Annotated in this window: 21 protein-coding genes; 8 read left to right on the forward strand and 13 right to left on the reverse strand. The window is 74.1% G+C overall.

Annotated features, from left to right (window positions below):
* Positions 1 to 234, reverse strand: a 234-nt coding sequence (locus tag POF43_RS21925) for a hypothetical protein (RefSeq protein ID WP_282704705.1), incomplete at its 3' end; no start/stop codon positions are given.
* A 752-nt stretch (positions 235 to 986) separates the two neighbouring features.
* Between POF43_RS21925 and POF43_RS21930 the strand changes: the two genes are divergently transcribed.
* Positions 987 to 1388: a nitroreductase/quinone reductase family protein gene (locus tag POF43_RS21930; protein WP_271313795.1), complete on the forward strand. Its 402-nt coding sequence runs from the start codon at positions 987 to 989 to the stop codon at positions 1386 to 1388.
* Positions 1389 to 1618: 230 nt separating this feature from the next.
* Here POF43_RS21930 and POF43_RS21935 read toward each other — a convergent pair whose 3' ends face one another.
* On the reverse strand, positions 1619 to 2854 hold the full coding sequence (locus POF43_RS21935) for a geranylgeranyl reductase family protein (RefSeq protein ID WP_271322853.1): 1236 nt from the start codon (positions 2852 to 2854) through the stop codon (positions 1619 to 1621).
* Between the two features lie 154 nt (positions 2855 to 3008).
* Between POF43_RS21935 and POF43_RS21940 the strand changes: the two genes are divergently transcribed.
* Positions 3009 to 4391 carry a dipeptidase gene (locus POF43_RS21940; RefSeq protein WP_271313782.1) on the forward strand — a complete coding sequence of 461 codons (1383 nt, stop codon included), beginning with the start codon at positions 3009 to 3011 and terminating at the stop codon, positions 4389 to 4391.
* 178 nt (positions 4392 to 4569) lie between these two features.
* Here the strand turns inward: POF43_RS21940 and POF43_RS21945 are convergent, their stop codons facing one another.
* Positions 4570 to 5616, reverse strand: coding sequence for an NUDIX hydrolase (locus POF43_RS21945; RefSeq protein ID WP_271313783.1), 1047 nt, complete (start codon positions 5614 to 5616; stop codon positions 4570 to 4572).
* Positions 5617 to 6005: 389 nt separating this feature from the next.
* The gene (locus tag POF43_RS21950) at positions 6006 to 7004 is read right to left on the reverse strand and encodes an ROK family protein (RefSeq protein WP_271313784.1); all 999 of its coding nucleotides are present in this window, start codon (positions 7002 to 7004) and stop codon (positions 6006 to 6008) included.
* 466 nt (positions 7005 to 7470) lie between these two features.
* Between POF43_RS21950 and POF43_RS21955 the strand changes: the two genes are divergently transcribed.
* Entirely contained in the window at positions 7471 to 8460 is a 990-nt protein-coding gene (locus tag POF43_RS21955; protein WP_271313796.1) for a LacI family DNA-binding transcriptional regulator, read from the forward strand.
* A 20-nt stretch (positions 8461 to 8480) separates the two neighbouring features.
* Here POF43_RS21955 and POF43_RS21960 read toward each other — a convergent pair whose 3' ends face one another.
* The 5 genes from POF43_RS21960 to POF43_RS21980 all read right to left on the reverse strand — a co-directional run bounded on the left by POF43_RS21960 (position 8481) and on the right by POF43_RS21980 (position 13112).
* On the reverse strand, positions 8481 to 9752 hold the full coding sequence (locus tag POF43_RS21960; protein ID WP_271313785.1) for a DUF6986 family protein: 1272 nt from the start codon (positions 9750 to 9752) through the stop codon (positions 8481 to 8483).
* A gap of 194 nt (positions 9753 to 9946) precedes the next feature.
* Complete coding sequence (locus tag POF43_RS21965) at positions 9947 to 10909, reverse strand: electron transfer flavoprotein subunit alpha/FixB family protein (protein ID WP_271322854.1); 963 nt, start codon at positions 10907 to 10909, stop codon at positions 9947 to 9949.
* Positions 10910 to 11002: 93 nt separating this feature from the next.
* Positions 11003 to 11791, reverse strand: a complete 789-nt coding sequence (locus tag POF43_RS21970) for an electron transfer flavoprotein subunit beta/FixA family protein (RefSeq protein ID WP_271313787.1) — start codon at positions 11789 to 11791, stop codon at positions 11003 to 11005.
* A gap of 186 nt (positions 11792 to 11977) precedes the next feature.
* Positions 11978 to 12520 (reverse strand): flavin reductase family protein, encoded by a 543-nt coding sequence (locus tag POF43_RS21975; RefSeq protein WP_271313788.1) that lies wholly within the window; start codon positions 12518 to 12520, stop codon positions 11978 to 11980.
* Between the two features lie 175 nt (positions 12521 to 12695).
* Positions 12696 to 13112: a thioredoxin family protein gene (locus POF43_RS21980; RefSeq protein WP_271313789.1), complete on the reverse strand. Its 417-nt coding sequence runs from the start codon at positions 13110 to 13112 to the stop codon at positions 12696 to 12698.
* An 87-nt stretch (positions 13113 to 13199) separates the two neighbouring features.
* Here POF43_RS21980 and POF43_RS21985 point away from each other — a divergent pair, with 87 nt between their 5' ends.
* Positions 13200 to 13631, forward strand: coding sequence for a DUF4395 domain-containing protein (locus tag POF43_RS21985; protein ID WP_271313797.1), 432 nt, complete (start codon positions 13200 to 13202; stop codon positions 13629 to 13631).
* 129 nt (positions 13632 to 13760) lie between these two features.
* Positions 13761 to 14480 carry a lysophospholipid acyltransferase family protein gene (locus tag POF43_RS21990; protein ID WP_271313790.1) on the forward strand — a complete coding sequence of 240 codons (720 nt, stop codon included), beginning with the start codon at positions 13761 to 13763 and terminating at the stop codon, positions 14478 to 14480.
* Positions 14481 to 14641: 161 nt separating this feature from the next.
* On the opposite strand, the gene POF43_RS21995 is transcribed toward POF43_RS21990, so the two are convergent.
* The 3 genes from POF43_RS21995 to POF43_RS22005 form a co-directional block, all read right to left on the reverse strand.
* Entirely contained in the window at positions 14642 to 15739 is a 1098-nt protein-coding gene (locus POF43_RS21995) for a threonine aldolase family protein (RefSeq protein WP_372516104.1), read from the reverse strand.
* Entirely contained in the window at positions 15718 to 16473 is a 756-nt protein-coding gene (locus POF43_RS22000; RefSeq protein ID WP_271322856.1) for an SDR family NAD(P)-dependent oxidoreductase, read from the reverse strand. The genes POF43_RS21995 and POF43_RS22000 overlap by 22 nt, the downstream gene beginning before the upstream one ends.
* Before the next feature lie 106 nt (positions 16474 to 16579).
* Positions 16580 to 17977, reverse strand: coding sequence for a DUF6421 family protein (locus POF43_RS22005; protein ID WP_271313793.1), 1398 nt, complete (start codon positions 17975 to 17977; stop codon positions 16580 to 16582).
* Between the two features lie 227 nt (positions 17978 to 18204).
* Here POF43_RS22005 and POF43_RS22010 point away from each other — a divergent pair, with 227 nt between their 5' ends.
* The gene (locus tag POF43_RS22010) at positions 18205 to 18957 is read left to right on the forward strand and encodes a glycerophosphodiester phosphodiesterase (RefSeq protein WP_282704706.1); all 753 of its coding nucleotides are present in this window, start codon (positions 18205 to 18207) and stop codon (positions 18955 to 18957) included.
* A 171-nt stretch (positions 18958 to 19128) separates the two neighbouring features.
* On the opposite strand, the gene POF43_RS22015 is transcribed toward POF43_RS22010, so the two are convergent.
* Complete coding sequence (locus POF43_RS22015; RefSeq protein WP_271318727.1) at positions 19129 to 19665, reverse strand: GNAT family N-acetyltransferase; 537 nt, start codon at positions 19663 to 19665, stop codon at positions 19129 to 19131.
* Between the two features lie 116 nt (positions 19666 to 19781).
* On the opposite strand from POF43_RS22015, the gene POF43_RS22020 reads away from it, so the two are divergent.
* Both POF43_RS22020 and POF43_RS22025 read left to right on the forward strand, forming a co-directional pair.
* A complete protein-coding gene (locus tag POF43_RS22020) occupies positions 19782 to 20207 on the forward strand; it encodes a CBS domain-containing protein (RefSeq protein WP_271326005.1) in 426 nt (141 codons plus the stop codon).
* Between the two features lie 175 nt (positions 20208 to 20382).
* Positions 20383 to 20769 (forward strand): VOC family protein, encoded by a 387-nt coding sequence (locus POF43_RS22025; RefSeq protein ID WP_271325697.1) that lies wholly within the window; start codon positions 20383 to 20385, stop codon positions 20767 to 20769.
* The last annotated feature ends 266 nt before the right edge of the window (positions 20770 to 21035 follow it).

Genomic DNA, 21035 nt, shown 5'->3' on the forward strand with positions numbered 1-21035 from the left:
CGCGGTGCCGCAGCGGGAGCCGGCGAGCTGCACGGCGGAGCCGAGCGCAGCCGGGGAGAGCGCTGTCCGGCGACGTGCGCCCGGCGTCCGGCCGGGCGCAGCGGAGCGCAGGCGGGGAGAGCCGCCCGCCCACCGACAGCAGCCCACCGACAGCAGCCCGCCTACCGCCGACGACCCCAGCCCCAGCCCCAGCCCCAGCCCCAGCCCCAGCCAGTCGTACGCCGTCATCCGCACCGCGACCCCAGCGGCACCCTTCCGGCGACCGGGCCAGCCACTCCCCGCGCCAACCTCCCCCACCGCGATCCCGGGCCGCCGCCCTGCCGGACCCACCGCCACCCACGCCCCGCCACCGCCGCACCCGCACTGCCCCTCCGGTGCGCCCAACGCACCCAGCGCCCCGCCGCACCCGCACCGCACCTCCGGTGCCCAACGCACCCAGCGCCCCCACGCCGGTCCTCCAGCCCTCCGGCGCCCTTGGCTCCCCCACGGGAATCGTGGCACCGCCCCCTCCCCCCAACCGAACGCAGCATGCGAACACCCCATCGTCGGAGCGGACGTCACTTTAGAGAGCACTGCTCTTGCATGGAAGCGCGGGCGGTGCGAGACTGGACGCACGAGAGAGCACCGCTCTCGTAACAGTGCGAGGGGTTCCTCGCAACCTGCGGGGAGAGAAGACCGTCATGCGCGAGCAGACCGCGAAGAACGCGAACAGCAGGACTCGGAACAGCCAGAGCGTGAACGACCGGCCCGGGAACGACGGACCTCAGAACCGGCGGCCCCTGAGCGACCGGACCCCGACCCCGACGACCGTGACCGCAAACCCGACGGCGGCGGCGCCCTCGGCCCCGACCGCAACCCCGACGAATACGTCGACCCCGAAGGCCACCGCCTCCGTGAAGGCAACCGCCCCCACGAAGGCCGCCTCCCCCGCGCAGTCCACCCCCGGGCTGCACGTGAAGAAGCCGGGTCGGTTCACGTCGAAGGTGATGAACCCGATCGTGAGCTGGCTGACCGCGCGCGGGGTCAACGTGTGGGGTGCGCAGGTGCTGGCGGTGCGGGGGCGCAGCAGCGGTGAGTGGCGCACCACGCCGGTGAATCCGCTGACGCTGGACGGCGGGCGGTACCTGGTCGCGCCGCGCGGCCACGTGCAGTGGACCCGGAACATGCGGGTGGCCGGCGGCGGCGAACTGCGGCGCGGCGGGCGGGTCGAGGCGTTCCGGGCCGAGGAGGTCGCCGACGACGACAAGCCGGCGATCCTGCGCGGCTACCTCAAGCGGTGGAAGGCCGAGGTCGGGGTGTTCTTCGACGGCGTCGGCCCGGACTCCTCCGACGAGGAACTGCGGGCCATCGCCGCCAAGCACCCGATTTTCCGTATCACCACGGGTTGACCGTCACGGATTCAACCGTACGGATCGACCGTCCCGGGTTGACCGCACGGGTTGACCGTCACAGGTTGACCACACGGGTTGACCCAACAGTTGACCGTTACGAGCGATCGCACAGACCGACCGTCGCAGGTCGACCGCACGGACTGGCCGCACGGATCAACCGTTGACCGCGGTGCCCGCAGTGACCGCGTTGACCGCGTTGACCACGTTGATCGCGAAAACCGTGCCGGTCAGGAGCCGCCGCCGCCTCCGACCGAGGACAGCGCGCGGCCGGCCAGCGGGTGGTCGCGGACCAGTTCGGCGAGTGTGGTCGAGCCCCGGGTGATCTTGACGAACGCGTTCCACGCCGGGCGGAACGAGGTGAGGACCGCGTGCAGCAGCGCGGGGCGCCGTTCGAACAGGGTGAGCATCTTGCGGCCGACCGCCATCTCCACGCCGAGTCCGGCCTTGATGGCGAACGCGTAGTTGAGCGCCTGGCGCCGCGCGTCCACCGCGTCCGGGGCCTCGGCGATGCGGACCGCCCACTCCCCCGCCATCCGGCCGGAGCGCAGGGCGTAGGAGATGCCCTCGCGGGTCCACGGCTCCAGCAGCCCGGCGGCGTCGCCGCAGACCAGCACCCGGCCCCGGGACAGCGGCGAGTCCTCGGTGCGGCAGCGGGTCAAGTGGCCGGAGGAGACCCGGGGTTCGAAGCCGGACAGGCCGAGGCGGGCGGTGAAGTCCTCGAAGTACCGCTTGGTGGCGCCGCCCTGGCCGCGGGCGGAGATCACGCCGACGGTGAGGGTGTCGCCCTTGGGGAAGACCCAGCCGTAACTGCCGGGCAGCGGACCCCAGTCGATGAGCACCCGGCCCGCCCAGTCCTCGGCGACGGAGTCCGGGACCGGGATCTCCGCCTCCAGGCCGAGGTCGACCTGGTCGAGCTTGACGCCGACGTGGGCGCCTATCCGGCTGGCGCTGCCGTCCGCGCCGACCACCGCGCGGGCCATGACGGTCTCGCCGCCGCTGAGCACCACCGCCACGGTGCGGCGGTCCGGCACCGAGGGGCCGTGCTGCTCGACCCGGGTGACGGTCACCCCGGTGCGCAGTTCGGCGCCGGCCTTGGTGGCGGCCTCGACCAGGGCGGCGTCGAACTCCGGGCGGTTGACCAGGCCGAAGAGCATGCGGTTGGACTTGCGGGTGCGGGTGAGCCGGCCGTTGAGGCTGAAGGTGACGGCGTGCACCCGGTCGCGCAGCGGCAGTTCGAAGCCGGGAGGGAGCGAGTCCCGGGACGGTCCGATGATGCCGCCGCCGCAGGTCTTGTAGCGGGGCAGCTCCGCCTTCTCCAGCAGCAGGACCCGCCGTCCGGCCGTGGCGGCCGCGTAGGCGGCGCTCGCCCCGGCCGGGCCCGCGCCGACCACCACGACGTCCCACACCGCGGTGTCCACGTCGTCCTCCGGCTCGCCGTCCTGGCTTGCGTAGTCGCTGCTCACGTCTTGTTCCGCTCCTGATCGAGATGCCGCCTTGACCGCATCCTATGGCGGAGGCGGGGGGTGAGAGGCTGTGGGAGCATCGCCAGCAGGTCAACAGCAGTCAGATGACCTGAAGAATCCGTTTGGGACCGCGGTCCCGTCCGTGAGGAGCGTCATGTCACAGACCTCGCCGGAGGCCCTCGCCGCAGCGGTCGCCCGTCTCATGCCCCGGGCGCGGGAGGAACTGACCGAACTCGTCTCGTACCGTTCGGTGGCCGACCCGCGCCAGTTCCCGCGCGAGGAGTGCGAGAAGGCCGCGCGCTGGGTCGTCGACGCGCTGGGCGCCGAGGGCTTCGAGGACGTCGCGCTGCTGGACACCCCGGACGGCACGCAGTCCGTCTACGGCGTGCTGCCCGGACCGCAGGACGCGCCGGTGGTGCTGCTCTACGCGCATTACGACGTGCAGCCGCCGCTGGACGAGTCCGCCTGGCTCTCGCCGCCGTTCGAGCTGACCGAGCGCGACGGGCGCTGGTACGGGCGCGGGGCTGCGGACTGCAAGGGCGGGCTGCTGATGCACCTGACGGCGCTGCGGGCGCTGCGGGAGCTGGGCGGCATCCCGGTGACGGTGAAGGTGATCGTCGAGGGCTCGGAGGAGCAGGGCACCGGCGGCCTGGAGCGGTACGCCGAGCAGCATCCCGAACTGCTGGCCGCCGACGCCATCGTGATCGGCGACACCGGCAACTTCCGGGTGGGCCTGCCGACGGTGACCGCGACGCTGCGCGGCATGACGCTGCTGGAGGTCGGGGTCCGCACGCTGGAGGGCAACCTGCACTCCGGGCAGTTCGGCGGTGCGGCGCCGGACGCGCTGGCGGCGCTGATCCGGATGCTGGACTCGCTGCGCGACGAGACCGGTACGACCACGGTCGACGGCCTGGAGTCCGGCGCGACGTGGGACGGGCTGGCCTACGACGAGGAGGCGTTCCGGGCGGACGCCAAGGTGCTCGACGGCGTCGGGCTGATCGGCACCGGCACCGTGGCCGACCGGCTGTGGGCGCGGCCGGCGGTGACCGTGATGGGCATCGACTGCCCGCCGGTCGTCGGCGCGACGCCTTCGGTACAGGCGGCGGCCCGGGCCCTGGTGAGCGTGCGGATCCCGCCGGGCATCGACGCGGACGCGGTGCGCGAGGCCCTGACGGCGCACCTGCGCGCGGCGGCGCCGTGGGGCGCGCTGGTGGAGGTGATCACGCGTGGCCAGGGCCAGCCGTTCCGCGCGGACACCACCAGCCCCGCGTACGCCGCGATGGCCCGTGCCATGGCCGAGGCCTACGACGGCTCGAAGATGCAGATCTCCGGCCAGGGCGGTTCGATCCCGCTGTGCAACACGCTGGCCTCGCTCTATCCGGACGCCGAGATCCTGCTGATCGGGCTGAACGAGCCGGAGGCACAGATCCACGCGCCCAACGAGAGCGTCAGCCCCGAGGAGCTGCGCCGCCTGTCGCTGGCCGAGGCCCGCTTCCTGCTGGACTACGCCGCCGACAAGGCCGCCGCCGACGCCTGATCCCCCGGGGAGGCCGCACGACCAACGGCGGCCTCCCCGGCCGGCGAACGCCGGCGCGCGCAACACCTCACGCACGGAACGCCCTCCCCGCGCACCGCCTCACCCCCGCAACGCCTCCCGCCGAGACCGCCTCCCGCGGAGAACCCCTCACCCAGGGAACGCCTCCCACGGAGCCCCCTCACCCCTCCGGCACCACCGGTTCGCCGGCCTCCAGGTTGACCGTGCGGCCCAGGGCGCGGGCGCGCAGGGCCCAGTGCAGGCGGGCGAAGCGTTCCGGGGGCAGCAGGTCGGCCGCCTCCTCCTCGGTGACGAAGCGCCAGCCGCGCAGTTCGGCGGCCGGCAGCAGGAGTTCGTCGGTGCGGTCGGCGGAGAGCGTGCCGCCGTCGAACAGCAGGCGCAGCCCGCCGTAGCGCGGGGACCGCGGCGGCTCCCAGTCGACCACCAGCAGCCGCATGCGGGTGCCGGCGGCCAGGTCGAGTCCCAGTTCCTCGGCGACCTCGCGGACCGCGGCACGGGCCGGCGGCTCGCCGCGTTCCACCACACCGCCGGGGAACTCCCAGCCCGGCTTGTAGGTCGGGTCGACGAGCAGGACGCGGTCCTCCTCGTCGAACATCAGGACGCCGGCCGCCAGCGTCTCCCCGGTGGGCGCCGGGGTCTGCACGATGCCGCAGGCCCCCGCCCCGTCGCGTACCGCCGCCTTGATGCGTGCGGCGGTCTGCCGCGCCGTCAGCGCGGAGGTGTCGATGACGTGGGCGTCGCGGGTCAGCCAGGGCAGCGCGCGTTCGTAGGCGGTCAGGTGGTCGCGGCTCCAGGCGTGCGGCGGCCGGACCTCGGCGCGGCCGGCCGTGTCCTCACGCTGCTTGGCACGACTGCGGAGGATCGTTTCGTCAGCGTGCAACAGAAGGTGCCGGACCGGGATGCCGCGGGCGGCCAGCGCCCCGAAGACCTCGTCGCGGTGCTCCTGGCGCAGCAGGGCCGCCGGGACGATCAGCATCCCGCCGGTCTCGTTCAGCAGGGCGGCCGCCGTGTCGACGACCAGCCGCCGCCAGGAGGCCAGTTCCTGGTAGCCGCTGAGGTCTTCCAGCCGGTCGCCCGGCAGCACGGACAGCAGGTGCTGCCCGGTCGCCTCCGGGTCGTAGAGCGTGCTGGTAGGTATCAGGTCGACGAGCTCGCGCGCGGTCGTGGTCTTCCCCGCGCCGTACGCGCCGTTGAGCCAGACGATCACGGTGCCCCCTCTTCCGTATCCCCCGCCGCATTGTCTGTGCCCGGAGCGCCGGGGATCGCAAACGCGGGCCGGTTTTTTTGTGTTCGCTCGCCTCCGGGAGGACTTTTCGGTGTTCGCTCGCCTCCGGGCGTTTTCGTCCGATGTCGCCGTCCCTCGCCGCACGTTCGCACCGCGCGCGCTCCGCCGCGTCCTTCCGGCACCGGCGCGCACCCGCGCCGCCGGCCCGCCGGCGCCGGCTCACGCCCGCCGGCCCGTGCCGTCGTCGCCGTCCAGGCATCGCGAGGCACCCGGCCGATACCGGCGGCCGCACGTCGTACCGACCACCCGTCGCACCGGCGGCGGCCCCCACCGGACGCGTCCCACGCCCGCGGCGCAGGCGCAGGCGCAGGTCAGTTCAGGCGGGAGTCGGCCGCCGCGTAGGCGGCCGCGGCGGCGCCCACCAGGCCGGCGTCGGTGCCGAGGGTGGCGGCGGTGACGTGGACGCCGGCGGCGAAGGACAGCGTGGCGTATTCGCGCAGGCGGGAGCGGAGCGGGTCGAACAGGACGTCGCCGGCGCCGGCGACCCCGCCGCCGATCACGGCGACCTCGATCTCCACCAGCGTGGCGCAGGCGGCGATCCCGGCGGCGAGCGCCTTCGCGGCCCGGTCGAACGCGGCGAGGGCGACCGGGTCGCCGGCCCGGGCGGCGGCGGCGACCGCGGCGGTGGACGGCTCGGTGCCGGCCGCCGGACGCCAGCCGTGCTCGACGGCGTACCGGGTGATGTTCGGGCCGCTGGCCAGCCGTTCCACGCAGCCGCGCGTGCCGCACGGGCACAGCGGGCCGTCGACGTCGACGCTGATGTGGCCGATGTGGCCGGCGTTGCCGGTGGGGCCGGGGTGCAGCACGCCGCCGAGCACGAAGCCGCCGCCGACGCCGGTGGAGACCACCATGCACAGGGCGTTGCGGTAGCCGCGGGCGGCGCCCTGCCAGTGTTCGGCGGCCGCGATGGCCACCCCGTCGCCGGTCAGGGTCACCGGCAGCGGTCCGGTCATCGCGCGGACCCCGTCGACCAGCGGGAAGTCGCGCCAGCCGGGGACGTTGACCGGGCTGACGGTGCCGGTGGAGGCGTTGACCGGGCCGGCGCTGCCGATGCCGACCGCGGTGACGTGCGGCCAGCCGTCGTGGGCCATGAGGGCGGCCACCACCTGCTGGACGGCGCGCATGACGGTGGCGCCGTCCTGGCCGGCCGGGGTGGGGCTCTGGGCCCGGGTCACCAGCCGCCCGTCGCCGTCGACCAGGGCTCCGGCGATCTTGGTGCCGCCGATGTCGAGTGCCGCGACCAGTCGGCCGCCTCTGCCGGACCGCCCGGCGGCGGTGGGCGGCTGCGCTGCGGCGCCTTGGCTCTGCATCGGTCGGTCTCTCCCTCGTCGGCGGGCCGCGGCGGTTTCCCACCGCGGTCGGACATGTCGTCAACGCGTGCTGGGCGGCGTTGGTGCCGCCGGTGTTCCGCGGCCGATGCCCCGCCCGGCGCCGGAGGCCGTCCGCCCGTTCGGGCGCCCGCCACGCGGTGGGCCGGGGCACGGCCACGGGGCTCACCGCACGCCGGTACCGGCCGGGTGTCCCCCCGCACGGGGTCCACCCGGCCGGCACAGTCGGCGAACAGTGCGCCGAGAGTAGTGTTCCCCTTTGTTGACAACGTTGTCCAGCCCCTAGGCTCACGTTGTCAGACCCTGAGCCCGTGTTGTCCGGCTCCTGGGCTCGCGTCGTCCCGCGCCGATCGGCGCGGTGTCACCGACAGGAAGGCCGCCCGTGCCCGACTCCCCCACCGGCCTGCGACCGACGCCGCCGCCCAGCCGTTACGGCAGCCGACCGACCATGAAGGACGTGGCGGCCCGGGCCGGGGTGGGCCTGAAAACCGTTTCGCGCGTCGTCAACGGCGAACCGGGCGTCACCGCGGAGACCGAGTCGCGGGTGCGGTCGGCGATCGACGCCCTGGGTTTCCGGCGCAACGACAGCGCCCGCATCCTGCGCAAGGGCCGCACCGCGAGCATCGGGCTGGTGCTGGAGGACCTGGCCGACCCGTTCTACTCGCCGCTGAGCCGGGCGGTGGAGGACCGCGCGCGGGCCAACGCCAGCCTGCTGTTCACCGGGTCCAGCGCCGAAGTGCCGGAGCGCGAGCAGGAACTCGTGCTGGCGCTGTGCGCGCGCCGGGTCGACGGTCTGGTGATCATCCCGGCCGGCGACGACCACCGCTACCTGGAACCGGAACTGGCCGCCGGCGTCGCCGTGGTCTTCGTCGACCGCCCGGCCGGCCACATCGACGCCGACACCGTGCTCACCGACAACGCGGGCGGCTCGCGCGACGCGGTCGCCCACCTGATCGCGCACGGCCACCGGCGGATCGGCTTCATCGGCGACCAGGTCGGCATCCACACCGCCGACGAGCGGGTGCGCGGCTACCGGCAGGCGATGGAGGCGGCCGGGCTGCCGATCGCGGCCGGCTGGGTGTCGATGGGACCGACGACGCCGGAGCGGGTGCGCGTCGAGATGGCCCGGATGCTGGGCGGTTCCGAGCCGGTCACCGCGTTCTTCATGGGCAACAACCGGGTCACCGTCACCGCGGTCCGGGTGCTCGCCGACTGCCCGCGGCCGGCCGCGCTGATCGGCTTCGACGACTTCGAACTGGCCGACCTGCTGCGCCCCGGCGTGACGGTGGTCGCCCAGGACCCGATCCGGCTCGGCCGCACCGCCGCCGACCTGCTCTTCCGCCGGCTCGACGGCGCCGACGAGCCGCCGCGCCGGGTGGAACTGCCGGCCCGGCTGATCACGCGTGGCTCCGGGGAGATAGCGCCGACCGTCGTCTGACCCCACCGCCCGGCACGCCGTCAGGCCCGGCCGGCCAGCCGTTCCAGGCCGGCCCGGTCGGTGCCGGTGGCCGCGGCGACCTCGCCGGCGTCCAGCGCGCCGCAGTCGGTGCCGCGCAGCAGGTGGCCGGCGAGCGCGCGGGCGGTGGCCGGCTCGTCCAGCACCGCGCCGGAACCGGTGCGGTCCAGGTAGGCCGCCAGCCGCCCGGCGGCCGCCCCGAGGCCCTCGCGGTAGAAGGCGTACACCGCCGCGTACCGGGTGGGCAGGTGGCCCGGATGCATGTCCCAGCCCTGGTAGTAGGCACGCGACAGCGAGCGGCGCACCAGCCGGTAGTGCAGCCGCACCGCGTCGCGGACCTGGCCGGGGTCGCCGACCGGCAGCACGTTGGTGGACCCGTCCGACAGCCGTACGCCGGTGCCCGCGGCGGCGGCCTGCATCACCGCCTTGGCGTAGTCGGCCACCGGATGGTCCATCGCCTGGAGGGCCGGGGCGACCGCGCAGGCGGCGCTGTAGTCGAACGTGCCGTAGTGCAGCGCGGTCGCGCGGCCGTCGGACGCCGCCAGGAAGCGGGCCAGGGTGGCGGTGCCGTCCGGCCCCAGCACGGCCTGGGTGGTCTCGATCTGGATCTCGAAGCCGAGCCGTCCCTGCGGCAGCGCGTGGGCCGTCTCGAACGCCGCCAGCAGCCGGGCCGCCGCGGCCACCTGGCGGGGGTGGGAGACCTTCGGCACGGTGAGCGTCAGGCCGTCGGGCAGGCCGCCGTGTGCCATCAGCGTGGTGAGGAAGACGTCCAGCGTGCGGATGCCGCGGTCGCGGACGGCGGCCTCCAGGCACTTCACCCGCACCCCGAGGAACGGCGGCGCGGTGCCGTCGGCCACCGCGCGGGCCAGCGTGCGGGCGGTCCGGGCGGCGTCGGCGTCCTCCTCGGCGTCCGGGCGCAGTCCGTAGCCGTCCTCGAAGTCGACGCGCAGGTCCTCCACCGGTTCGCGCGCCAGCTTCGCCCGCACCCGGTCGTACACCGGCCCGGCCGTCGCGTCCGGCAGCCCGAGCAGGCCGGCCAGCGCGGCGGCGTCCGGCGCGCACCCGTCCAGGGTCTCCAGGGCCCGGCGGCCCCAGGAGGCGACCGTGCCGGCGTCGAAGGCGTCGGCGGGCACGTAGACGGTGTGCACCGGCTGGCGGGTGCCGGGGTCGCCGGGGTAGCGGCGGGCGAGTTCGGCGTCGACGGACGCCAGGTCGGCCGCGACCGCCTCGCGCAGGCCGTCGGGGAAGGTCGTGCTCACCGTCTCGCGTTCCATCCGGGCCGTCCTTCGGGCTCGCGCTGCGCGGGTCGACACACCGCCGACGACGCTAACCGGGCCGGTCAGCGCGGTCAACACGCCCTCCGGCCCGGCGGACGCGGGACGCCGGCGGAGCGCACCGGCGGTCCGGGGAACGCGCGACGCCCGGCCGCAGGGGTGCGGCCGGGCGTCGTGGCGGGTGGGCGCGGGGGTCAGCCCTTGCGGGCGGTGACCTCCTCGGTCAGCTGCGGGACGACCTGGAACAGGTCGCCGACGACGCCGTAGTCGACGAGGTCGAAGATCGGCGCCTCGGCGTCCTTGTTGACGGCGACGATGGTCTTCGAGGTCTGCATGCCGGCCCGGTGCTGGATGGCGCCGGAGATGCCGTTGGCGATGTAGAGCTGCGGGGAGACCTGCTTGCCGGTCTGGCCCACCTGGTTGCTGTGCGGGTACCAGCCGGCGTCGACCGCGGCGCGGGAGGCGCCGACGGCCGCGCCGAGCGAGTCGGCCAGCGCCTCGATGACGTGGAAGTTGTCGGCACCGTTGACGCCGCGGCCGCCGGAGACCACGATCGCGGCCTCGGTCAGGTCGGGGCGGCCGGTGGACTCGCGCGGGGTGCGCGAGACGACCTTGGTGCCGGTGGCGGTCCCGCCGAAGGAGACCGTCAGCTGCTCGACGGTGCCGGCCGCCGGGGCGGACTCCACCGGGGCGGAGTTGGGCTTGACGGTGATGACCGGCGTGCCCTGCGAGACGCGGGACTTGGTGGTGAACGCGGCGGCGAACACCGACTGGGTGGCGACCGGGCCGTTGTCGCCGGCCTCCAGGTCGACGGCGTCGGTGATGATGCCGGAGCCGATGCGCAGCGCCAGGCGGGCGGCGATCTCCTTGCCCTCGGCGGAGGAGGCGACCAGGACGGCGGCCGGCGAGACGGCGTCGTAGGCGGCCTTGAGGGCGTCGACCTTCGGCACCACCAGGTAGTCGGCGAACTCCGGCGCGTCGGCGGCCAGCACCTTGACGGCACCGTGCTCGGCCAGCACCGGGGCGGCGGTGTCGGCACCGGCGCCGAGGTGGACGGCGACCGGGTCGCCGATGCGGCGGGCCAGGGTCAGCAGTTCGAGGGTCGGCTTGCGGACGGCACCGTCCACGTGGTCGACGAGGACGAGGACTTCAGCCATGGGTGTGATCTCCTGCGAAATCTGAGGGGCGAGGGGACGGCGGGGTCGGGCGGCGGTCCGGCGCGCGGGGCGCGCCGGAGGCCGGCGGGCCCGTCAGATGAACTTGCGCTCCGCGAGGAAGGCCGCGAGCTGCTTGCCGCCCTCGCCCTCGTCCTTGACGATCGTGCCGGCGGTGCGGGCCGGACGGGCGTCGGCGCTGTCGACCGCGGTCCACGCGCCGCCGAGGCCGACCAGGTCGGCCTCGATGCCCAGGTCGGACAGCTGGAGCTCCTCGACCGGCTTCTTCTTGGCGGCCATGATGCCCTTGAACGACGGGTAACGGGCCTCGCCGGACTGGTCGGTGACCGACACGACGGCGGGCAGCGACGCGGCGAGCCGCTCGGTGGCGGTGTCACCGTCGCGGCGGCCGGTGACCTGGCCGTCGGCGACCGCGACCTCGGACAGCAGCGTCACCTGCGGCACGCCGAGCCGTTCGGCCAGCAGCGCGGGCAGGACGCCCATCGTGCCGTCGGTGGAGGCCATGCCGCACACCACCAGGTCGTACCCGACGTGCTCGACGGCCTTGGCCAGCACCAGGGAGGTGCCCATCACGTCGGAGCCGTGCAGCGCGTCGTCGACGACGTGCACGCCCTTGTCGGCACCCATGGACAGCGCCTTGCGCAGGCCGTCCTTGTTGGCTTCCTCCGGTCCGACGGTCACCACGGTGATCTCGGCGTCGTCGGACGCCTCGGAGATCTGCAGGGCCTGCTCGACCGCGTACTCGTCCAGCTCGGACAACAGGCCGTCGACGGCGTCCCGGTCGGTTGTCAGGTCCTCGGCGAAGTGCCGGTCCCCGGTGGCGTCGGGCACGTACTTCACACAGACAACGATCCTCAAGCTCACGCCTGCTCCCTACCTCTACCTGCTGCTCGACTCGTCAAACTGCCATCTGTAGGCAGCATAGGCTCCCGCACCGCGAGGCTCGGCGAGCGACGGGACGGTGCTCGAACGCAATGTTACTCGCCAGTACATCGGGCTCCTTCCCCACTCTCAAGCCCGGTGAACTGTGATCTACCCGACGTACGCCGGTCATGCGCCCGCGGGCGGGAGGGTTCGTCGGCCCGGCAGCCGGCGAAACCCCCCTTGGTGATACAGCAACGGCCCGCCCGGACCGTCACCGGCCCCCTCGACCGCCTCGGCGATCACGATGTGGTGGTCCCCGGCCGCTACCCGCGCGCTGACGTGGCACACCAGCCAGCCGCTGACGTCCTCCAGCAGCGGCACGCCGTGCGGCCCGGTGCGCCAGCGGGTGGGCGGCGCGAACCGGTCGGCGCCGGAGCGGGCGAACGTGGCCGCCAGCTCCTCCTGGTGCTCCCCCAGCACGTGCACCCCGACGTACCGCGCGTCACGCACCGCCGGCCAGCTGGACGAGGCCGCGCTGATCCCGAACGACAGCAGCGGCGGGGTGGCCGCCACCGACGTCAGCGAGGTGGCGGTGAAGCCCGCCGGGCGCTCCCCGGCCGCGGTCACCACCGCGACGCCGGCGGCGTGCCGCCGGAAGACGGAGCGGAAGACCGCCGGGTCGAGGTCGCCGGCGCGATCCGCGGAGCCCGCGGTACGGCAGCCGGTCACCGCCGGACCGCCGCGCCGGCGGCCGGGCGGGCGGAACGGGCGGCGGGCGCTGACCCCAGCGGCGGACCGGACATAATGTCAGATTGACGATGCGGGCCGGACAGCGTCAAGGGCGCTCGGCCGGATGGGACGTGGATCACCGGACCGGGTGCCGCGGCCCCGGGCGTTCGCACGCTCACCCGACGGCCGCGCCGAGCGCCGCGATGACGTCGGCCTTGCGGGGCTGGCCGGCCGCCCGCCGCACCTCGGCGCCGGTGCCGTCGAGCACCAGCACCGTCGGGGTCTTGACGATCGACAGCTCCCGCACCAGTTCCAGGTGCTGTTCCGCGTCGATCTCCACGTGCGTGACGCCTTCGACCAGGCCGGCCACCTCGGCCAGCGTGCGCCGGGTGGCCCGGCAGGGGGAGCAGAAGGCGCTGGAGAACTGCACCAGCGTCGCCCGTTCCCCGAGCGGTGCGCCGATGTCGCCGGCCGTCAGCCGTCGCGCGCCGTCCTTGCCCCGCACCCTGATCCTCCCCGAACGGGCCCGGTGCACCAGGCCGAAGACACTCGCCCCGGCCAGCACCGCGACACACACCACCAGTCCTGTCACATCATCCTCCCGCTGGACTCCAGCATTCACGAGACCGCAATGATTCCCCCGGTCCGGTTCCGCCGGTACGACGCGATGATGGACGCCATGACGACGCAGACCATCGACGCGCGCGGCCCCCGGTTCGGCGCCGCGCTGACCACCGTGGTGCTCGCGGTGGTGCTGGTCACCTCCAGCGGCTGGCTGCTGGCGGCGCAGACCGCGGTCTTCGCGCTCGGCGCGCTGCTGGGGGTGCGGCGCTCCCCGTACGGTGTGCTGTTCGCCCGGCTGGTGCGCCCGCGTCTGGGACCGCCCGCCGAGACCGAGGACGCCGCGCCGCCGCGGTTCGCCCAGGCCGTCGGGCTGGCTTTCGCCGCGATCGGCGTCATCGGCTACTTCGCCGGGCCGCAGTGGCTGGGGCAGGCCGCCGCCGGCTGCGCGCTGGCCGCCGCGTTCCTCAACTCCGCCTTCGGCTACTGCCTGGGCTGCGAGGTGTACCTGCTGCTGCGCCGGGCGGGCGGCCCCCCGCTCTCCTCCTGACCGGGCGCCCGGGCCCCCGCGCACGGGACGCGGAGCGGCCGGCGGGCGTCGCGGGAACCGAAAGGGGCAGACCATGAGTTGACAGGGCGGTAATCGCCCCGCGCCCCGACCCGAAGGTGTGTCCCGACCATGGCTGAGCTCGTCTATCCCCCGGTCATCGGGTGCGCCCGCACCATGTTCCGCATGCAGGGCCTGCGGTTGGACATCGCCGGCGCCGAACACATCCCCCGCGAGGGCGGCGCCGTGCTGGTCAGCAACCACATCAGCTACCTGGACTTCGTCTTCGCCGGCTTCGCCGCGACGCCGGCCAAGCGCCTGGTGCGGTTCATGGCGAAGGAGTCCGTCTTCCGCCACAAGCTCTCCGGCCCCCTGATGCGGGCGATGAAGCACATCCCGGTGGACCGCCAGCGCGGCGAGCACGCCTACGACAACGCGCTGCGGGCGCTGCGTTCCGGCGAGGTCGTCGGGGTCTTCCCGGAGGCGACCATCTCACCGTCGTTCACCTTGAAGTCGTTCAAGTCCGGCGCGGTGCGGATGGCCCAGGAGACCGGGGTGCCGCTGCTGCCGATGGCGCTGTGGGGCACCCAGCGGCTGTGGACCAAGGGCCACCCCCGGCACCTGGGACGGCACCACTTCCCCATCATGGTGCGGATCGGCGCGCCGCTGGAGATGACCGGCCGCGAACACCTGGGGGCCCTGACGGAACGGCTGCGCGCCCGGGTGCAGGAACTGCTGGAGTCCGCCCAGCAGGCGTACCCGGCCCGCCCCCGCGACGCCCACGACAGCTGGTGGCTGCCGGCCCACCTGGGCGGCACCGCGCCGACGCCGGAGGCCCTGCGCAGGGCGTGACCCGGCCCCGTGGGGCCGTGCACGCGTGCGCGGCCCCACGGGGGTGCGACCCTGCCGTACGGGCCCGCACGGCCCGCAGGCGGGTCGGCGGGCCGCTGCGGCCGGGTCCCGCGCGCCGGAGGCGGTGGGCCCCCGGCGCGCGGTACGGCCGGCCCGGCGGGTCAGGCCAGCGCCGCCATCTCCTCGGCGACGGCGGCGGCGAAGGCGTCGACGTCCTCCGTGGTGGTGTCGAAGGAGCACATCCACCGCACCTCGCTCTTCGCCTCGTCCCAGACGTAGAAGCGGAAGCGCTTCTGGAGCCGGGCGATCGCCTCGGCGGGCAGCCGGGCGAAGACCTGGTTGGCCTGGACCGGGCGCAGCACGGTGAGCCCGTCGATGTCGCGGACCGCCGCGGCCAGCCGGGTGGCCATCGCGTTGGCGTGGGTGGCCGAGCGCAGCCACAGGTCGTCGGTGAGCAGGGCCTCGAACTGCACGGAGACGAACCGCATCTTGGACGCCAGCTGCATCGACATCTTGCGCAGGTACGGCATCGCGCGGACCCGGTCCGGGTCGAGCACGATGACGCACTCGCCGAAGACCAGGCCGTTCTTCGTACCGCCGAAGGTGAGGATGTCCACCCCGGCGTCGGTGGTGAAGGCGGCCAGCGGCAGCCCGAGGGTGGCGGCCGCGTTCGAGATCCGGGCGCCGTCGAGGTGGACGGCCATGCCGCGGGCGTGCGCGTGGTCGCTGATCGCCCGGATCTCCTCGGGCGTGTAGCAGGTGCCCAGTTCGGTGGTCTGGGTGATCGAGACCGCCTGCGGCTGCGCGCGGTGCTCGTCGTCGAAGCCGAACGCCTGCCGGTCGATCAGCTCCGGGGTGAGCTTGCCGTCCGGCGTGGGCACGGTCGTCAGCTTGATGCCGCCGACCCGCTCCGGCGCGCCGCACTCGTCGGTGTTGATGTGCGCGGACTCCGGGCAGATCACCGCGCCGTACCGCTCGGTGACCGATTGCAGGGCGATGACGTTGCCGCCGGTGCCGTTGAAGACCGGGAAGGCCTCGGCACGCGGTCCGAAGTGCTGGCGGAAGACGTCCTGGAGGTGCTCGGTGTAGGCGTCCTCACCGTAGGAGACCTGGTGGCCGCCGTTGGCCACGGCGAGCGCGGCCAGTACCTCCGGATGGGCGCCGGCGTAGTTGTCGCTGGCGAAGGCACGGACCTGCGGGTCGTGCCGTCGCACGGCGTTGGCGGGGTGCTGACCTGTCACGGTCGGGGCGTCAGCCACTGGCGGTTACCGTTCACTTCCTGGGCGGGCAGGCTCCACACGCCCGCGATGGAACGGGCCAGGTCGTGGACGTCGGTGAAGCCGGCGAACTTGGCGTTGGGCTTCTGGGCGCGCATCTCGTCGTGCACCAGGGCCTTGATGACGATGATGGCAGCAGCCGCGGACGGCCCGGCCTCTCCCCCCGCCTTGCGGAAGGAGTCCGCCATGGCCAGCGTCCAGGTCTCGGCGGCCGCCTTGGCGGCCGCGTAGGCGGCGTTCCCGGCCGCCGGCTTGGTGGCGCCGGCCTGGCTGACCAGGACGAAGCGGCCGTTGCCGCTGCGCAGCAGGGCGTCGTGGAAGGCCAGCGAGGTGTGCTGGACGGTGCGGATCAGCAGGTCGTTGAGGAACGTCCAGTCCGCGAGGTCGGTCTCGGTGAAGCTCTTGGCGCCGCGCCAGCCGCCCACCAGGTGGACCAGGCCGTCGACCCGGCCGAACTGCTTCTCGGTGCGGTCGGCCCAGTCGCGGGCCGCCTGCGGGTCCAGCAGATCGACGACATCACCGGTGATGCGGGCGCTGCCCGCATCGTGCCGGGCCGCCTCGACGGACTCCGCGAGCCGGTCGGCCTGCGCGTCGGCGCCGACCACCTTGGCGCCCGCCTCGGCCAGTACGCGCAGCGCCGCCCGGCCGGCCGGGCCGCCCGCACCCGCTACCGCGATCACGGCACCGTCCAGCGTGGTGTCGCCGTTCGTCGTCATCGACTCGCCTCCTCGCCCGGGCCGGAGCGTCGCCGGCCGGTCTGGTTCCAGTGGTGCGGCCGCCGCGCCCCGGGGCGGGCGCGGCGGATACTGCCGGGTGACGCGGTCAGGCGGCCCGGGTGCCGGCGCTGTCCGCGGTGATGCCCCGGGTCGAGGCGATCACGGCGCGCAGCTTCTTGGCCAGGGCCTCGTAGAACATGCTGAGCGGGAACTCGTCCGGCAGCACGTCGTCGACGAGCTTGCGCGGCGGCTTGGTCAGGTCCAGGGCGTCCGGCCCCTTGGCCCACCGCGAGCCGGGGTGCGGCGACAGGTACTCGGCGACCAGCCCGTAGGCGGCGAACCAGTGGTTGAGCTTGGGGCGGTCGATGCCGTCGCGGTAGAGCGTCTCGATGTCGGAGCACAGCCGCTTGGTGACCTCGGTGGCCAGGTCCCAGTCGATGTGCAGGGTGTTGTCGGTCCACCGCACCGCGCCGTGCTTGTGCAGGTACGCGAAGAGCAGCTGGCCGCCGAGCCCGTCGTAGTTGCGTACCCGGTCACCGGTGACCGGGAAGCGGAACATCCGGTCGAACAGGACCGCGTACTGCACGTTGCGGCCCTGCGGGTAGCCCTCCGCCTCCAGCGCGACCGCCTCCCGGAAGGTGGTCAGGTCGCAGCGCAGCTCCTCCAGGCCGTACATCCAGAACGGTGCCCGCTGCTTGATCATGAACGGGTCGAACGGCAGGTCGCCGTGGCTGTGGGTGCGGTCGTGGATGAGGTCCCACAGCACGAACGTCTCCTGGGACAGCTCCTGGTCGGCGAGCAGCCGGGCGGCGTCCTGCGGCAGGTCCAGGCCGAGGGTGGCGACGGCGGCCTCGGTCACCCGGCGGAAGCGCGCGGCCTCCCGGTCGCAGAAGATCCCGCCCCAGGTGAAACGTTCCGGCACCTCGCGGACCGCGACGGTCTCCGGGAAGAGCACCGCGGAGTTGGTGTCGTAGCCGCTGGTGAAGTCCTGGAAGGTGATCGGCACGAACATCGGGTTGTCGTAGCGGGTGCGCTCCAGCTCGCTGAGCCATTCGGGCCACACGACGCGCAGCGCGACCGCCTCAAGATTGCGGTCCGGGTTGCCGTTCTGGGTGTACATGGCGAACAGCACCAGGTGCTGGAGGCCGTCGCGCCGGTCGGCGGACGGCTGGAAGGCCAGCAGCGAGTCGAGGAAGTCCGGCACCCCGAAGCCGGCGGCGGCCCAGCCGCGCAGGTCGGCGACGAGCGCCCGGTGGTAGTCCGCGTCGTGCGGCAGCAGCGGGCTCAGCTCCTCGACCGCCGCGATCACCCGGTCCAGCTCGGCGCCCGCCACGGCCTTGGCCGGCGCGCCCTCGGCGGAGAAGTCGATGGAACCGTCCTTCGACTGCCACGGCCGGATGGTCTCGACCGCGTCCTTCAGCTCACCCCAGGCACGATGACCGACGATGCCATCGGTGACGGCCGGATCGTCGCCCGTGGGCACCGACTGAAGCTTTTCCCTCATAACCCCTCCTCCACAGGAGAACCTTGCGTTAAGACACCGTATTAACGGTAGCTTCTCTCGCACAAGAGGCACCTTGAGGGAATAACGTGCGCGTTTTCTCACACCGGCCGGTGTTTTTCCTGCCGATGTGAACCGGCCACCACGCGCGGTGACCGCTGCCCGGCGTGTCACGCCCCTCCCACTACGCTGAGGCGTCGACGGAGGAACCGCGACAGCGAGGACGGCACGTGTCTTTCTTCACCTTCGGCCACCGCGGAGTCATGGCCGCGGAACCCGAGAACACCCTGCGCTCCTTCCTGCGGGCCGAGCGCGAGGGACTGGACGGCATCGAACTCGATCTGCACCTGAGCCGGGACGGCGCGCTGGTGGTCATGCACGACGCCACGCTCGACCGCACGACGAACGGCACCGGCCCGATCGCCGACCGCACCCTGGAGGAGCTGCGCGCGCTGGACGCCGGGCTCGGCGAGCGGATCCCGGTCTTCGAGGAGGTCCTGGACGCGGTCGGCCCGTCGTTGCCGATCCAGGCCGAGATCAAGGACGCCGCCGCCGCCCGCTCGCTCGCCAAGGTGCTCCGCGAACGCGACCTGCTCGACCGGGTCTCGGTGATCTCCTTCCACGACTCCGCGCTCGTCGAGATCAAGGGCCTGCTGCCCGACGTGCGCACCGTCCTGGTGGCCGGCGGCACCGGCACCCGCCCGGACTTCCCCGACCGCGCGCGGGCCGTCGGCGCCCGGCTGGTCAGCCTGGAGCTGTCCAAGCTCACCCAGCAGGCCGTCGACCGCTGCCACCAGGCCGGCATCGACGTGATGGGCTGGACCGTCAACACCGAACGCGACCTGGCCCTGGCCCGCGCCCTCGGCCTGGTCGGCTGGGTCACCGACGAACCGGGCCTGAAGCGGCTGGCCGACACGGGGGACGGCGCTCGCACCGGCAGCGGGGGGCTGCGGGGGCTCTGGAGGGGGCGGGGGCGGGGCTGAGGGGGCGTTTCGGCCGCGGGGGCGCGTTCCGACCGGTCCCGGGCCGACGAGGGGCGGCCGGCGCGGGCGCCGACCGGGGCGGGGCCGGGGCCGATGTGCGCGGGCGCCGACCGGGGCGGGCCGTGGCTGGCGGAGGCGGGGCCGTGGCGCCCCGCCCGCTCGGCCGGGCGGTCAGACCAGTGGCTTGACCAGCGATTCGAAGGCCAGGTCGTCGCGCCGGGGCAGGCCGAAGCGCTCGTCGCCGTACGGGAACGGGGTCAGGTCGCCGGTACGCCGGTAGCCGCGCCGCACGTAGAACGCGATCAGGTCCTCCCGCTGCGTGATCACGGACATCCGCATCTCGGTGGCGCCCCACTCCTCCCGGGCGAACCGCTCCGCCTCGGCCATCACCACCTTGCCCAGGCCGCCGCCCTGCTGCCCGGGGCGTACCGCGAACATCCCGAAGTACGCGTGGTCGCCGCGGTGTTCGAGCTGGCAGCAGGAGACGATGACGCCGTCGAGTTCCGCCACCAGCATCCGCCCGCCCGGCGCGGCCACGACCGCGGCCACCCCGTCGGGGTCGGTGCGCTGCCCCTCCAGCAGGTCCGCCTCGGTCGTCCAGCCCGACCGGCTGGCGTCACCGCGGTACGCGGACTCCACGAGCGCCACCAGGTCGGCGACGTCGTCGGCGGTGGCGGAGCGGAAGGCCGGGAGCTGATGGGTCTGCATGACGGAAGGGGTCCTTTCCTGCGACGGTGAGGGCCGGTCCCCGGGCGGTGGCGGGCGACGGCCGGGCGGCGGACGATGGAGGAGGGCGATCCCACCACCGGAGGAGGTGTGCGGTCATGACCACCGCCAAGGACATCATGCACGCGGGCGCGGCGTGGATCCCCGACGGGGTGATGCTGGACCGCGCGGCCGAGCTGATGCGGGAGCTGGGCGTCGGCGCGCTGCCGGTCAGCGACGACCACGAACGGCTGTGCGGCATCCTGACCGACCGCGACATCGTCGTGGGCTGCGTGGCGCTCGGCCGCGACCCGTCCCGCGTCACCGCCGGCGAACTCACCCGGGGCACGCCCCGCTGGATCGACGCGGACGCCGGCGTCGACCGCGTCCTGCGCGAGATGATCGACCACCGGGTGCGCCGGCTGCCGGTCATGGAGGGCGAACGCATGGTCGGCATGATCAGCGAGGCCGACCTCGCCCGGCACCTGTCCGGCGAAGAGGTGGGCGAGTGGGCGGCCAGGATCTACGCGGGATCGGACGATTGAGGCTTCCCGCCCCCGGGACGGCACGGGTCGGGACGGCACCGGTCGAAGCGGCACCGGTCGGGGCGGCACCGGTCGGGGCGGCGGCGTCGTGGCGGGGGCGCGCTGGACGTCGCTGACGCGGGGGCGTGCGGGGCGTTGCTGACGCGGGGGCGGGGCGGGCCGTAGGGTCCGGTGCATGGTCACCGTACTCAGCAGCAGGATTCTGCTGCGCCCCACCGATCTGGAGCGGTCCCGCGCCTTCTACCGCGACGCCCTGGGGCTCTCGGTCTACCGGGAGTTCGGCACCGGGCCGGAGCGCGGCACGGTCTTCTTCCTCGGCGGCGGCTTCCTGGAGGTCTCCGGGCACAGCGACACCCCGCCGGGCGCGGGGGTCAACCTGTGGTTGCAGGTCCCCGACCTCGCCGCCGCCCACCGCGAGCTGCTCTCCCACGACGTCCCCGTGCTGCGCGAACCCCGCAAGGAGCCGTGGGGCCTGCTGGAGATGTGGATCAGCGACCCGGACGGCACCCGGATCTGCGTCGTCGAGGTCCCGGAGGACCACCCCATCCGCTACCGGCCCTGACCGACGGCGCTCCCGCCCGGCCCGACCGCCGGCCGTCGCACCGGAGCGACGCTCCGGCCTGCGGTGATGCGGGGCTGAGCCGGTCCGTGCCCCGGGGTGGTCCGGCCGGAGCGCTCCCGGTACCCGCCTGCGGTGAGCCGGCCGGGTGGGGATGTCGTAGCGGCGTGACACGTACCGCTCCCCCGAGCGTGCCGGAACCAGGGGCCGACGGAGGATGGCTCCCGCGCGCGGCGCCCGGGTGTGCCCGAATCGTCCGGTCGCGCGCC

This window comes from Streptantibioticus silvisoli, assembly GCF_027947535.2.
Lineage (GTDB): Bacteria > Actinomycetota > Actinomycetes > Streptomycetales > Streptomycetaceae > Streptantibioticus_C > Streptantibioticus_C silvisoli.